This window comes from Streptomyces sp. NPDC041940, from assembly GCF_055589465.1.
Genome location: NZ_JBVJBP010000014.1, coordinates 121,622 through 136,285 on the forward strand (window position 1 = coordinate 121,622; position 14,664 = coordinate 136,285).

The 14,664-nt window shown below is 71.4% G+C and carries 10 protein-coding genes and 1 pseudogene; 9 read left to right on the forward strand and 2 right to left on the reverse strand.

The window, feature by feature from the left end:
* Positions 1 to 62: 62 nt before the first annotated feature.
* The gene (locus ACZ6I3_RS23815) at positions 63 to 653 is read right to left on the reverse strand and encodes a hypothetical protein (RefSeq protein WP_469417172.1); all 591 of its coding nucleotides are present in this window, start codon (positions 651 to 653) and stop codon (positions 63 to 65) included.
* A gap of 278 nt (positions 654 to 931) precedes the next feature.
* Between ACZ6I3_RS23815 and ACZ6I3_RS23820 the strand changes: the two genes are divergently transcribed.
* The 7 genes from ACZ6I3_RS23820 to ACZ6I3_RS23850 all read left to right on the forward strand — a co-directional run bounded on the left by ACZ6I3_RS23820 (position 932) and on the right by ACZ6I3_RS23850 (position 9,622).
* A complete protein-coding gene (locus ACZ6I3_RS23820) occupies positions 932 to 1,786 on the forward strand; it encodes a bifunctional methylenetetrahydrofolate dehydrogenase/methenyltetrahydrofolate cyclohydrolase (RefSeq protein WP_382835631.1) in 855 nt (284 codons plus the stop codon).
* Between the two features lie 367 nt (positions 1,787 to 2,153).
* Positions 2,154 to 2,705 (forward strand): DUF3017 domain-containing protein, encoded by a 552-nt coding sequence (locus ACZ6I3_RS23825; RefSeq protein WP_469417299.1) that lies wholly within the window; start codon positions 2,154 to 2,156, stop codon positions 2,703 to 2,705.
* 394 nt (positions 2,706 to 3,099) lie between these two features.
* Entirely contained in the window at positions 3,100 to 4,407 is a 1,308-nt protein-coding gene (locus ACZ6I3_RS23830; protein WP_469417174.1) for a helix-turn-helix domain-containing protein, read from the forward strand.
* Positions 4,408 to 4,937: 530 nt separating this feature from the next.
* Positions 4,938 to 5,927, forward strand: a complete 990-nt coding sequence (locus tag ACZ6I3_RS23835) for a malate dehydrogenase (RefSeq protein ID WP_261683108.1) — start codon at positions 4,938 to 4,940, stop codon at positions 5,925 to 5,927.
* 416 nt (positions 5,928 to 6,343) lie between these two features.
* Positions 6,344 to 7,441, forward strand: coding sequence for an RNA-guided endonuclease InsQ/TnpB family protein (locus ACZ6I3_RS23840; protein WP_469417176.1), 1,098 nt, complete (start codon positions 6,344 to 6,346; stop codon positions 7,439 to 7,441).
* 70 nt (positions 7,442 to 7,511) lie between these two features.
* Entirely contained in the window at positions 7,512 to 9,266 is a 1,755-nt protein-coding gene (locus ACZ6I3_RS23845; RefSeq protein WP_469417178.1) for a hypothetical protein, read from the forward strand.
* 2 nt (positions 9,267 to 9,268) lie between these two features.
* Complete coding sequence (locus tag ACZ6I3_RS23850) at positions 9,269 to 9,622, forward strand: hypothetical protein (RefSeq protein WP_469417179.1); 354 nt, start codon at positions 9,269 to 9,271, stop codon at positions 9,620 to 9,622.
* Positions 9,623 to 10,364: 742 nt separating this feature from the next.
* On the opposite strand, the pseudogene ACZ6I3_RS23855 reads toward ACZ6I3_RS23850, so the two are convergent.
* A pseudogene (locus ACZ6I3_RS23855) lies at positions 10,365 to 11,429 on the reverse strand (pentapeptide repeat-containing protein); the annotation flags it as partial.
* A gap of 91 nt (positions 11,430 to 11,520) precedes the next feature.
* Between ACZ6I3_RS23855 and ACZ6I3_RS23860 the strand changes: the two are divergent.
* Together ACZ6I3_RS23860 and ACZ6I3_RS23865 are read left to right on the forward strand one after the other, a co-directional pair.
* Positions 11,521 to 13,041, forward strand: coding sequence for an aldehyde dehydrogenase family protein (locus tag ACZ6I3_RS23860; RefSeq protein WP_469417180.1), 1,521 nt, complete (start codon positions 11,521 to 11,523; stop codon positions 13,039 to 13,041).
* Positions 13,042 to 13,109: 68 nt separating this feature from the next.
* Positions 13,110 to 14,642, forward strand: coding sequence for a GMC family oxidoreductase (locus ACZ6I3_RS23865; RefSeq protein ID WP_215119233.1), 1,533 nt, complete (start codon positions 13,110 to 13,112; stop codon positions 14,640 to 14,642).
* Positions 14,643 to 14,664: the final 22 nt, after the last annotated feature.

A 14,664-nucleotide genomic window follows, 5' to 3' on the forward strand; every position in this document is an offset into this window, starting at 1 on the left:
TACGGGTGAGACACGGCCCTTGGATGTGATTGGCGTGAACTGGTCCGCTCGCCGGGGGCGGTTCAGTAACGGGGGCGGTTGAACCAGGCCTTGCCGTTGGCGTTGCCGACGAACACCGCGACCAGGACGGCCAGGATGGTGTGCACCAGGCCCATGATGACGAACGGGTAGATGCCCAGGACGGCCGTGATGATGGCGAACACCAGGATGGTGATCCGGGCGCCGTTGCCGCCGTTCTTGAACTTCGTGGCCAGGACGGCGGCGAACACCAGCCAGGCCACGCCGAACACCACGTAGCCCCAGATCAGGCCGGTCGACTGACCGACCAGGTCCTGGAAGGCGACGTTGTCCTGGAGGGACTCGTCGTCCTTCGCGGCGTTGATGGCGGCGGCGGCGAAGGCGAGGAGGGCCACGGCGACGACCTGCAGGCCGACGATCACCCACACCATCGCGCGGGCGGCGCTCACCGAACCGGGCATCGTGGTCGGCGCGGCGGGGCCGGCGCCGTAGGGGGAGACCGGAGGGGCCTGCGGGTAGCCGTAGCCGGGGGCCTGGCCCTGCTGCTGCGGGTAGCCGTAGCCCGGCTGCTGCGGCTGCTGCGGCTGCTGTCCCTGGGGAGCGCCGTAGGGGTTGTTCGGGTCGCCGTAGCTCATGGCTGACTTTCCTCCGTTGACTTTCCGAGTGCGGGGACGACGCGGGTCATCCGCACGGAGGAGAAGTACTTCGTATTGCGACCGTCCCCCCGTTGAACTGCCCGCGGCACTTGTCATGTCATCGTTCTGCACCGGTGACGGGCTTGTCCAGCCGCATTCCCGATGTGTTGTGCAAGTGCAACATCACTGATCATGGGCGGATACGGGAGGAGCGGCCCCCGGTGCCCGGATTGTGGCCGGATTGGAACCGTGGGCGGGTCATCCGCGAGGATGGGGTCATGACCGCCCAGATTCTCGATGGCAAGGCCACCGCAGCCGCGATCAAGTCCGATCTGACCGCCCGCGTGGCGGCGCTGAAGGAGAAGGGCGTCACGCCCGGCCTCGGCACGATCCTGGTCGGGGACGACCCCGGCAGCCAGAAGTACGTCGCAGGCAAGCACCGTGACTGTGCGCAGGTCGGTATCGCCTCCATCCAGCGTGAGCTGCCGGCGACGGCCACGCAGGAGGAGATCGAGGCGGCCGTCCGCGAACTGAACGAGGACCCGGCCTGCACCGGGTACATCGTGCAACTGCCGCTCCCCAAGGGCATCGACGAGAACCGCATCCTGGAACTGATGGACCCGGACAAGGACGCGGACGGGCTCCACCCCATGAACCTCGGCCGCCTGGTCCTGAACGAGCCCGCCCCGCTGCCCTGCACCCCGAACGGCGTGCTGACCCTGCTGCGCCGCTACGGCGTGGAGATCAAGGGCGCGGAGGTCGTGGTGATCGGCCGGGGCGTGACCATCGGCCGGCCGATGCCGCTGCTGCTGACGCGGCGCAGCGAGAACGCGACGGTGACCCAGTGCCACACCGGTACGCGCGATCTGTCGGCGCACCTCAAGCGCGCGGACATCATCGTCGCCGCGGCCGGTTCCGCCCATCTCATCCGCGCCGAGGACGTCAAGCCGGGCGCGGCCGTCCTCGACGTCGGTGTCTCCCGCAGCGCCGAGGGCAAGATCGTGGGCGACGTCCACCCCGACGTCGCCGAGGTCGCCGGCTGGATCTCCCCGAACCCCGGCGGAGTCGGCCCGATGACCCGTGCCCAGCTGCTCGTCAACGTGGTCGAGGCGGCGGAGCGCAGTGTCGGCTGAGCGGAGCGCGCGCAGCGCGGCGGCAGGCAGCGGGAGCGTGGAAGGCGTGGAAGGCACCCGGGCCGGGGGCGCGCGGGCCGCGCGGAGCGGCCTGGGCGCGGAGAGCGCCCCGGCAGGCCGGAGCGCGGAGGGCGCCGAGGCGGCCGGTCGCGACGCGCGGACAGGGCGGGGTGCCGAGGCCGGACAGGCCGGCGCGAGCGCTTCGGTCGAGTCGGATGGGAAGGCCGGCGCGAGTGCTTCGGCCGAGCCGGACGGGCGGGTGCGCCGGAATGATTCGGGCGAGGCGGATGCGCGGATCGCTCCGAGCGCGTCGGCCGAGTCGGATGGGCAGGCCGGTTCGAGTGCTTCGGCCGAGTCGGACGGGCGCGTGCGCCGGAGCGCTTCGGATGAGGCGGATGCGCGGGTCGGTTCGAGTGCCCCGGCCGGGCGGGGCGAGTCGGGCGAATCGGACGAGTCGGAAGCGGGTGAAGACGACCTCACCGTCCGGGACCCGGTCAGCGCGCCCGACGCCGAGGGGCGGCCGCGGCGGGTCACCCGGCGGTTCCCGCTCTTCACCAAGGACACCGCGCGGCCCGAGGGCGGCGGCCGGGCCGTGTCCGGGGACGCGCCCGCGCCGGTACGGCAGTGGCCCGTTCTCCTCGTGCTGGGGCTGGTGGGGCTCGGGCTGCTGGTGGCCGCCTTGGACCAGTTCCGGCTCGGGACGCTGCTGATCGGCGTCGCCCTGCTGGGCAGTGGCGTGCTGCGCTGGCTGCTGCCGGACGTCGGCATGCTCGCCGTCCGCTCCCGCTTCACGGACATCGTCACGTGCGGCGTACTGGGCTTGACGATCGTCCTGCTGGCGCTGATGGCACAGCCGAAACCGTGGCTGCAGATCCCGTTCCTGAAGGACACGCTGCACTTCACGGTCACCAGCGAATGACCCGACGGCGGTCCGTCCTCTCCCCCGAGGAAGGACGGGCCGCCGCCACGGACCACCCTCCTGCACGGCGAACGGCCTGTTCAACGGCTGTCAGAGCGCTGTGGCACGGAAGTGACGGTTCCGGTACTTCCTCCGGCGGATTTCGCGCGAAGTGGTGCGGCGACGGGGTTGGCGTGGACAATCGGGACGGTCCGGGGTGTATCGCGCGCGGTCACCGTGCTTCTGTGCGCCCCCAGTCAGGGAACTGAGATCCTCGGTGTGCGCATCCCTGTGGGTATCCAGAACGGGGACTCGGCCGAGGCCGCCAACGCGCGGGGCGGACAGCGCGGGACATATCAGCACGACCGGCACGGCCGGGGGGAAGAGGGGGGAAGCAATGCCTCGTTGGAGGGCCTTGCCGGATGAGCTCGATCCACAGATCAGGGAGTTCACCAGCCAGCTCCGCAGGCTCGTGGACCGCAGTGGTCTGAGCATCGCGTCGGTGGCGGACCGCACGGGCTACAGCAAGACGTCGTGGGAGCGTTATCTGAACGGCCGGCTGCTCGCGCCCAAGGGCGCGATCGTGGCGCTGGCGGAGGTCACCGGGACCAACCCGCTGCACCTGACCACCATGTGGGAGCTGGCCGAGCGCGCCTGGAGCCGCTCGGAGATGCGGCACGACATGACGATGGAGGCCATCCGGATCTCCCAGGCGCGCGCCGCGCTCGGGGAGTTCGGAGGGCAGGACTTCGGCGCCCCCTCGGCCGGCTCCAAGAGCGGCGGTACGACGGCCTCCGGCGGCAAGTCCGCCTCGGGCAAGTCGGCGTCCGGGGGTGACGACAAGCCCGCCCGCAGGAGCGGCAGCGCCACGGTCACGCCGGGTATCGCGGGGCCGGCCGGAGTGTCCCCGACCGTGCCGCCGCAGCCGACGGCGCCCGAGGTCCAGGACTCCTCCACCAGCGGTGCTGTGCGGGAGGACGGCGGCCGGGGCGGTGCGGCCGGGGTCAACTCGTGGGGGATAGCCGGGTACCAGGGGCCGTCGCCGTCGGGCGGACGCTCCACCGGCACCGGCAGTGGAATCGGCACCGGCAGCGGTTCTCGTCCCGGTGCGGGGGGCGGCGCTCCCGCCGGGGCGCCCGACGGGCCCGCCCGTACGCCGGGTGCGGACGGCGGCTCGTACGACCGGTCGCCGCGGGATGCCTCCCGGGGCGGGGCGAAGGGCTCCGCCGGTGGCAAGCGGCGGACCGTGACGTTCCTCGCCGGTGTCGTGGGCGTGCTCGTGGTGATCGCCGGCGCGTTCTATCTCACCGGTGGCGGTGGCGACGACGAGGCCAAGGGCGGTGCCAAGTCGCCCACGCCGAGCGCCACCACGAACCCGGACCTGCCGCCCGGTGTGAAGTGCAGCGGCGACAGCTGCACGGGCAAGGACGCGGAGAGCATGGGGTGCAGTGGTGACCTGGTCACCACGGCGCAGACCGCGACCGTCGGCAACACCGTCGTGGAGGTCCGCTACAGCGAGACCTGCAAGGCGGCCTGGGGCCGGGTCACCCAGGCGGCACAGGGCGACGAGGTCCAGATCAGCGTGGGCAAGGCGAAGCAGACCGGAAGCATCACCGTGGCCGGTGACGCGATCGCGTACACGCCGATGGTGGCGGTGAAGAACGCCGCCGACGCCAAGGCCTGCGCGACCTTGGCATCGGGACAGCAGGGCTGCACGGAGTAGGCCGCCGGGCGACGTCGCGGACTGCGGGTGGGGGCCGGTGGGCGGCGTCGCGGACTGCGGGTGCGGGCCGGTGGGGGTTGTTCGCGCAGTTCCCCGCGCCCCTATCAGGGGTGCGTCTCGCGGGCGGCCTGTCCCGGACGGCGGCTGCGGGCCGGTGGGGGGTGTTCGTGCAGTTCACCGCGCCCCTGGAGGGCGCTGCCGACAGGGCCCTTCCAGGGCGGGCCGAACAATTTCGGAGGCGGAGGCATGGCCGGGGGAATCGGGGGCACGCGAAACGTACCCCCACGGGAGTCCGGCACGGTCGGTTCCCCCCGGCGGCCGCCCCAGTCCACCTCTCCCGGACGGGCGGCCGCCTTTTGCGTGGGCCGCGTGGGCTCCGGGAGGGTTGTGGGGTGGGCCACACCGACCCGGCCGTGCGAGATACCGGATGCGCGATAGCCTGACCGCTGGTGGATCTCTTGATACCAAGAGATCGATCAGATGTCCGGGGCAGGGACCGCCCCACCGCCAGCTGTCATACGGAGAACGCCATGACCCGCACTCCCGTGAACGTCACCGTCACCGGCGCGGCCGGCCAGATCGGTTACGCCCTGCTCTTCCGCATCGCCTCCGGTCAGCTGCTCGGCCCGGACGTGCCGGTCAAGCTGCGGCTCCTGGAGATCACCCCGGCGCTCAAGGCCGCCGAGGGCACCGCCATGGAGCTCGACGACTGCGCGTTCCCGCTCCTCCAGGGCATCGAGATCTCGGACGACCCGAACGTCGCCTTCGACGGCGCCAACGTCGCGCTGCTCGTCGGCGCCCGCCCCCGCACCAAGGGCATGGAGCGCGGTGACCTCCTGGAGGCCAACGGCGGCATCTTCAAGCCGCAGGGCCAGGCCATCAACGCCCACGCCGCGGACGACATCAAGGTCCTGGTCGTCGGCAACCCGGCCAACACCAACGCCCTGATCGCCCAGGCCGCCGCGCCGGACGTACCGGCCGAGCGCTTCACCGCGATGACCCGCCTCGACCACAACCGCGCGCTGACCCAGCTCGCGAAGAAGACGGGCTCGACGGTCGCCGACATCAAGCGTCTGACGATCTGGGGCAACCACTCCGCCACCCAGTACCCGGACATCTTCCACGCCACGGTCGCCGGCAAGAACGCCGCCGAGGTCGTGAACGACGAGAAGTGGCTGGCCGAGGACTTCATCCCGACCGTCGCCAAGCGCGGCGCCGCCATCATCGAGGCCCGTGGCGCCTCGTCGGCCGCCTCCGCCGCGAACGCCGCCATCGACCACGTCCACTCGTGGGTCAACGGCACCGCCGACGGCGACTGGGTCTCCATGGGCATCCCGTCGGACGGTTCGTACGGCGTGCCGGAGGGCCTGATCTCCTCCTTCCCCGTCACCACCAAGGACGGCAAGTACGACATCGTCCAGGGCCTGGACATCAACGAGTTCTCCCGCGCCCGCATCGACGCCTCCGTCAAGGAGCTCGAGGAGGAGCGCGAGGCGGTCCGCGGTCTCGGCCTCATCTGACCCGAGCCGCACCCCACCTGCGCATACCCACCGATCCCCGGGCCGCCGCTGCGGCCCGGGGATCGGTGCGTCGGCTCTCCTGACATTCCGCTTCTGCGCCGCGCCGCGCTCCCCTATGCTGATGGCCCTTCAACTGGACTGTCACCTGTTTCCTGCGAGGATGCCCCGGCGTTCACGCCGGGGAGGAATCGCATCCGGGTGTTGCGGCGCGGGGCGTCGCCGTGCCCCGTTCAGGGTCGGGCAGCATTCGTTCCGCTGTCCGATGGTTTCAAGGTGATGCGAACAGGTGTGCCTGTTGTCGCTGGTCGGGGTGGTGGCTGGGGGATCGGCGTACGTGCGTGCGGTGGTCGTACGTATGGTCCCTTGCGGGGGTCGGGATGTGAGGCGTCCGGGCCGAGGACTGTAAGGGGGGCGGGATGGCGCAGGCGGGGGCGGCTGTGGAGGCCGGGCATGCTCGCTATACCTACCGGCTGCGTGTGTCGTCAGCCGTCCGTACGGCCCTGGCGGCCGAGTGGGATCGGTGCCGGTGGGTGTGGAACGAGTGTGTGGCCAAGTCCAGAGCCGTGTACCTGCACAGCAAGTGGAGTGGGGAGAAGCGGACGTGTGGCCCGGCGCAGCTGGACAGGATGCTGACCGCAGCCCGCAAGATGATCCCGTGGTTGCGTGAGGGCTCGTCAGTGGTCCAGCAGCAGGTCATCCGGGACTTCGGCCGCTCTCGCGCCAAGGCGCACAAGGACATCAAGGAGCGCCTGCCCTTGGCGCGCCGGGCCGGGATGCCCATGCACAGGAAGAAGCGCGAGGCGTTGCCAACCCTCAACTACACCAAACGCGGATTCCGGCTGAGGGACGGCCGGTTGTACCTGGCCGGTGGCATCGTCCTGACGGTGGTGTGGTCGCGGGACCTCCCGGCTGAGCCGTCCTCGGTGCGCGTGTACCAGGACAGTCTGGGGCACTGGTACGGCTCGTTCGTCGTGCCCGCCGAAGTGGTGCCGCTGCCTGAGACCGGTCGGGTGCTCGGTGTCGACTGGGGCGTGAAGGAAACCGCGACCACCACCTCCGACGCGTATGACCTGCCGCATGCCGAACACGGCAGGAAGGCCCGGGCGAAGCTGACCCGGTACGACCGGATGATGGCCCGCCGCAGGCCGAAGAAGGGACAGTCGGCATCGAAGGGTTACGGCGAGGCGAGGAAACTGCGGAGCACGATGGCTCGCAAGGCTGCGGACGCCGCCATCGGCGCCACCAAGGCCGCTCTGGTCGAGATGGGCCGCAAGCACGGGCGGGACATCCGCCTGGTCCACCCCGCGCACACCACGATGGACTGCGCGCAGTGCATGACGAGAGCCAAGCATGCACTGCCGCTGTCTGAACGTAGCTACACCTGTATCGCGTGCGGGTTCGTGTCCCCACGGGACAAGAACTCCGCACGCGTGATGCTTCACCGGGCTGGTCTCAACCCGGCTGGTGCTGATGGCGCAAGACCTCCTGGAGCGCTGCTCCAGGAGGCTGCCTGAGCCAGGAATCCCCTCCCTCCAGGGAGGGGAGGATTCAAAGAAGGTTCTTTCGCGCACAGGGGGAGTTGGCGTGAGCACCGCACACGTGCCGCAGCAACCGGAACAGACGAACCTGGGGATGCCTCCGGAGCCCCCGCCCACTCCGCCCCACGCGAGCGAGGCCACCCGGCTGCTCTGCGCGGGCACCTACCTGGATTCCGGTTACCGCGACCGCGTCATCGAGGAGCTGTACCTCAACGAGCAGCGGATCGCGGCGCCCTCGCTCGGATACGACGCGGCCCGCGTCCTCGCCCACGCGCTGCGCGCCCGGCGGCAGGAACTGCTGTGGTCGGCCGCCGTCATCGGGCTGTGGGTGGTGGGGGCGCCGCTCAGCGGCTGGCTGCTGGCCGGCTTCCTGTGGCCCAGCGTCCTGCTCGCGCTGGCGCCGTGGATCCGGGGCAGTGGGGACCAGCCGCCCCTGTACCGGCGGATCGCGGCCTTCCTGTTCCGCTGGTGGGGTCGCCTCGTCTTCGCGGCGCTGTCGGTCGTCATGGTTGTCGCCGCGTTCGGAGGCGGCTCGGACGACGACTCCTCGTACGGGTCCTCGTACGGCTCGTACGACCCCTACGGCTCCGGCGGCTCCGACACGCCGGACTTCACCGACCTCGTGCTCCCGAGCACCGACGGTGCCGACCTTGTCGAGGCGTGGCAGGCCTGGCTCGGGATCGGCGTGTTCGTGCTCATCGGCCTGTGCGTCGCCGCCCAGCGCAACCAGTTCGCCCGTGCGCTGGCCGCCGAGCTCTCCCGGGCCCGCTTTCCGGACGCTGCCGGTGACCCCGCGGAGAACGCCGAGGGCGAGCGGTTCAAGCGGCTGATGCGGCGGATCCGGCTGGAACAGCACGCGCCGCTGGTCATGTACAACGAGGCGCGTCCGTTCCGCGGAGCGGGAGCGGCGTACGACACCTGGGTGCTCGCCGTCGAACTCCGGCCCGACCAGGCCAAGCGGCAGCACCCCCTCAGCAACCGGGCGATCCTGAACCGGATCCTGCCCCTGCTCGAACAACTGCGTACGCCCTCCGAACACGCCGGGGCCGCGGTACGCGACCGGCTGCGCCGCCTGGAGATCGACGAGTGCGTCTTCCTGCCCGCCGAAGGCCTCCACCAGCGTGACCAGGCTCCCTACAGTCCGCAGGACTTCGAGCAGCACCGGGCGCGCGCGGTGGAGGAGGGCGCCGAGAAGCGGCGCCACTTCCTGCGCATCAGGGTCGGCGGCTGGGAGGAGGAACTGGTCGTCACGGTCTTCGTGCGCATCCACACCCAGGGCCGCATGCTCATGCTGGAGATCGCCCCGCATGTGCTGACCCCGGTACGCGCGGACTTCAAGGACGCCGACCGGACCTCCCACCGGTTCCGCAACAACAACGTGCTCGGCAAGGCGGCCGGGGCCGTCGTGCTGGTGCCCGGCTCCGCGGGCCGTGCCCTGGCCACACTCGGCCGGGGCCTGGTGTACGCCTGGCGGCTGCTGACCGGCGGTTACGCGGGGGCGCTGCCCGACGGGCCCGCCGCCTCCATCCGGGAGCTGGCCTCGGTGGCCGAGGGTTCCACGTTCCAGGAGATGGACGTCGCCCGCTACCTGCGCAGCGTCCAGGACCGCATCGCGAACGGCGTACGGCTGGCCCTGGCCGAAGCCGGCTACCAGACCGGCGAGTTCGTGCAGAAGATCGTGAACATCAGCAACGGCGCCGTGCACATCGGGCGCGCGGACAACTCCTCCTTCGCGTTCGGCGAGCACGGCAGCGCCACCACCACGAACAGCGGCCCCGCGCCGCAGAAGGGATCCGACTAGCGATGGCATCCGACGAACCGTCCGTCAGCATCAACCGGGCGGACAACTCCGCTTTCGCGTTCGGCCGGAACGGCAACGCCACCACCAACAACGTCTTCCAGGGATCGCGCGACGAGTCCGCCGAGGAACTGCTGCAAGCGGTACGCGAGGTGCGGGGCGACCTCCAGCGGATGCGGGAGAGCGAGCAGCGCGCGCAGCTGGACGAGGCCCTAGCGGAGACCGAGGACGAGATCAACCGCACCGGTTCGGCCGGTGCGGGCCGTCTGCAGCGGCTGCGGGAGGTACTCGGGGACGCCGAGACCGTCCTGTCGGCGTTCGCGTCGGCCGGAGCCCTGGCTGTTCTGCTGGGGATGTGACATTCGGGAGGAGAGGGACGCGATGAGCGGGGGACAGCGGTACTGGAACGAGGAGACCCAGCGATGGGTGGACGGCACCGAAGGGGCGGCCCCGGCCACCCCGCCACCCCCACCCCGCCCGGATGCCGCGCCGCCCGCGCCGCCCGGGCCGGGCACGCCGGGTGACGATCGGCCGGAGGACGCCACACCCCCGGATCCGCACCGGACGAGCCTCGACATACCGGGGCCGGACCATCCGGGTCCTGACCAGTCGGGACCTGGGCAGCAGGGCCCGCACCAGCCGGGTCCTGACCAGCCGGGCCCGCATCATCCGGGCCCGGACCAGCCGGGCCCCGGGCAGCAGGGCTTGCCGCGGCCGGTCGTCGGGCAGTCGGGCCCCGGGCAGCAGGGCTCGCACCAGCCGGGTCCTGACCAGCCGGGCCCTGACCAGCCGGGCCCCGGGCAGCAGGGCTTGCCGCGGCCGGTCGTCGGGCAGTTGGGCCCCGGGCAGCAGGGCCCGCACCAGCCGGGTCCTGACCAGCCGGGCCTCGGGCAGCAGGGCCCACCGCAGCCGGTCGTCGGGCAGTCGGGCCCCGGGCAGCAGGGCTTGCCGCGGCCGGTCGTCGGGCAGTTGGGCCCCGGGCAGCAGGGCTCGCACCAGCCGGGTCCTGACCAGCCGGGCCCGCATCATCCGGGCCCGCCGCAGTCGGTCGCCGGGCAGCCGGGCCCCGGGCAGCCGAGCCTCGACCAGCCGGGTCCCTACCAGCCGAGCCCCGACCAGCCGAGCCTCGACCAGCCGAGCCTCGACCAGCCGAGCCTCGACCAGCCGAGCCTCGACCAGCCGAGCCTCGACCAGCCGAGCCTCGACCAGCCGAGCCCCGTGCAGTCGGGCCCGCCGTGGTCGGTCGCCGGGGCCTGGTCCGTCCCCGAGCCGCCGCACCCCGGCTTCGGGCCACCCCAGGGCCCGACGGCACCCGTTCCGGTCGTCACCCGCGGACCCGGCCGCCGGCTCGTGTGGTCCGTGCTGGGCGGCGCCGCCGCGGTCGGTGTCGCCGCCGCCCTGGTGCTGACGCCATTGGCCGGAGGCGACGACGGCGCGGACGACCGCGGCGGCGACGGCAACGCGACGAGCGTGCCCTCCACGGCCGAGCCCTCGACGACCGAGCCCTCGACCTTGGCCACCGAGGGGTCCGGGCCGTCCGCCGAGACCGCCTCCCCCTCCTCCCCGTCCACCGAGCCCCCCGCCGGCTACGAGCTCTACGACGACGCCGAAGGCTTCGCCCTCGCCCGCCCCACGGGCTGGACGCGCTCCTCGGTGGCCTCCCAGCACGGCATGGACGTCGTCAGCTACCAGAGCTCCGACGGCGCACGGCGGATGCAGGTGTTCGAGGTGGCGGAAGCCACCCCCGACGAGTCCTTCGAGCTGTTTCTCTCCGACCGGACCCCGAAGGCCGACGGCTTCCGGCGGCTCACCCTGGAGAACCTGGACGACGGCGACTTCACCGGCACGCGGCTCGAATACCTCGCCGACTCCCTCAAGGGCGCCCCGGACGTCGGCACCTGGCACGTCGTGGACGAGCGCTTTCTGGCCGCGGACGGCAAGGTGTACGCGATCGCCGCCTACGGCCCCGACGCCGACGGCCGCGACGACGAGCGCGAGCTGGTGCGGACCGCGCTCGGCCACTTCTGCCCGCCCCTCACGACCTGCGGGAACACCGGCTCCGGCTGAGCCTTCGCCGCACCGTCCGTCCCATCCTTCCTGGGTGTTTCGCTCCTGTTTGACCCCATCCTCAGTGACACAGCGCACTTTCGGCCACGGATCGTGCATGCATCGGGAGGGTGAGGGCAGGCGCACTCGGTCTTTAGTGACACGTGTGTGACACAAGGGCGCTGATCAGGAACGGAAGGCGAAAGCGGTCATGGCGGAAAGCAACGTACTTCAGGCGCGCAGCACCATCCACGCGGGAGGGGAGTGGCGTGCCGCCGTCTCCGGTGCCACCCGCGAGATCCTCGACCCCGCGGACGCCCAGCCGTTCGCCGTGGTCGCGGAGGGCGACGAGAAAGACACCGACCTGGCGATCGCCGCCGCCCGGCGCGCCTTCGACGAGGGCGACTGGCCCCGCACGCCCGTCACCGAGCGCGCCGCGCTGCTGAGGCGCGTCGCCGACCTGCTGGTGCGCGACCGCGAGGAGCTGGGGCGGCTGGAGGCCCAGGACGCGGGCAAGACCGTCGAGGAGGGCCGCGTCGACATCGACTGTGTCGCCGACGCCTTCCGCTACTTCGCCGACCTGGTCGCGGGCGAGGCCCCCGGCCGGGTCGTGGACGCGGGCTCGCCCGAGATCCACAGCGTCGTCGTGCACGAGCCCATCGGCGTCTGCGCGATGATCACGCCCTGGAACTACCCGCTGCTGCAGGCCAGCTGGAAGATCGCCCCGGCGCTCGCGGCGGGCAACACCTTCGTCATCAAGCCGAGCGAGATCACGCCGATGACGACGATCGCGGTCATCGAGCTGCTGGTCGAGGCCGGGCTGCCCGCCGGCGTCGCCAACATCGTCACCGGGCCGGGTCATTCGGTCGGCGCGCGGCTCTCCGAGCACCCCGACGTCGACCTGGTCTCCTTCACCGGCGGTCTGATCAGCGGCACCAAGGTCGCCCAGGCCGCCGCGCCCGGCGTCAAGAAGGTCGCCCTCGAACTCGGCGGCAAGAACCCCAACGTGGTCTTCGCCGACGCCTGCGCCACCGAGGAGGGCTTCGACACCGCCGTCGACCAGGCCCTCAACGCCGCCTTCATCCACAGCGGCCAGGTCTGCTCGGCCGGCGCCCGCCTCATCATCGAGGAGTCGGTCCGGGACCGCTTCATCGCCGAACTGGCCCGGCGCGCCGAGAAGATCCGCCTCGGCCGCGGCACCGAGGACGGCGTCGAGTGCGGCCCGCTGGTCTCCGAGCAGCAGCGCGCCAAGGTCGAGATGTACGTCGAGTCCGCCCTCAAGGAGGGCGCGGTGCTGCGCTCCGGCGGCAAGCGCCCCGAGCCGTCCCCGCAGCGCCCCGAGAACGGCTACTTCTACGAGCCGACCGTCCTCGACCACTGCCACCGCGAGATGCGTGTCATCCGGGAGGAGGTCTTCGGACCGGTCCTCACCGTCGAGACCTTCCGCACCGAGGACGAGGCCGTCACCCTCGCCAACGACACCGAGTACGGCCTCGCCGGCGGTGTCTGGACCTCCGACGCGGGCCGCGCCCGGCGCGTGGCCGGCCGGCTGCGGCACGGCACGATCTGGATCAACGACTTCCACCCCTACCTGCCGCAGGCGGAGTGGGGCGGTTTCGGCAAGAGCGGAGTGGGCCGGGAGCTCGGCCCGGCCGGACTCGCCGAGTACCGAGAGACCAAGCACGTCTACCAGAACCTCGCTCCGAAGCCGGTGCGCTGGTTCGCGGGCTGACCCTCCCTCACCCTTCGGACCCGACCTCTTCGTCCCCGCTGGTTCATCCCCTCTGGAGCAAGTACGCCATGTCCCACACCAGTCACGAGTACGACTATGTCGTGATAGGCGGCGGAACCGCAGGTTCCGTCATTGCCTCCCGCCTGACCGAGAACCCCGACGTGACCGTCGCCGTCATCGAGGGCGGCCCCAGCGACGTCGGCCGCGACGACGTGCTGACCCTGCGCCGCTGGATGGGCCTGCTGGGCGGCGAGCTCGACTACGACTACCCGACCACCGAGCAGCCACGCGGAAACTCGCATATCCGGCACAGCCGCGCCCGCGTGCTCGGCGGCTGCTCCTCGCACAACACCCTGATCGCCTTCAAGCCGCTGCCGGCCGACTGGGACGAGTGGGAGGCCGCCGGCGCCAAGGGCTGGGGCGCGGTGCAGATGGAGGCGTACTTCGCGCGGCTGCTCAACAACGTCGTCCCGGTCGACGAGAAGGACCGGAACGCCATCGCCCGCGACTTCGTCGACGCGGCCCAGGCGGCGCTGAACGTGCCGCGCGTGGAGGGCTTCAACAAGAAGCCGTTCACCGAGGGCGTCGGCTTCTTCGACCTCGCCTACCACCCGGAGAACAACAAGCGTTCCTCGGCGTCGGTGGCGTATCTGCACCCGGTGATGGACGAGCGGCCCAACCTGACGATCCTGCTGGAGACCTGGGCGTACAAGCTGGAGCTGGACGGCAACCGCGCCGAGGGCGTGCACGTCCGCACCAAGGACGGCGAGGAGATCCTCGTCAAGGCACGCAACGAGGTCCTGCTCTGTGCCGGCGCGGTCGACTCGCCCCGGCTGCTGATGCACTCCGGCATCGGCCCGAAGGCGGACCTGGAGAAGCTCGGCATACCCGTGACGCACGACCTGCCGGGCATCGGCGAGAACCTGCTCGACCACCCCGAGTCGGTCATCGTGTGGGAGACGAACGGCCCCATCCCGGAGAACTCCGCGATGGACTCCGACGCGGGCCTGTTCGTGCGCCGGGACCCCGAACAGCCGCACCCCGACCTGATGTTCCACTTCTACCAGATCCCGTTCACGGACAACCCGGAGCGACTGGGCTACCAGCGGCCCGAGTTCGGCGTCTCGATGACCCCGAACATCCCGAAGCCCAAGAGCCGCGGCCGGCTCTACCTGACCAGCGCCGACCCCGAGGTCAAGCCGGCCCTGGACTTCCGCTACTTCACCGACGAGGACGACTACGACGGTCAGACCCTCGTCGACGGCATCAAGATCGCCCGTGAGATCGCGAAGACCGAGCCGCTGGCCGGCTGGCTCAAGCGCGAGGTGGCGCCCGGCCCGCACGTGACCGACGACGCGGAGATCAGCGAGTACGCCCGCAAGGTCGCGCACACCGTCTACCACCCCGCGGGCACCTGCAAGATGGGCGACGCCGACGACCGGCTCGCCGTCGTCGACCCCGAGCTGCGCGTCCGCGGCCTTGAGGGCATCCGCATCGCCGACGCCTCCGTGTTCCCCACCATGACCACCGTGAACCCGATGATCGGCGTGCTCATGGTCGGGGAGAAGGCCGCCGAGCTGATCGGTGGTGGTGACCGGTGACCGAGATCCCGACCCTCGAACC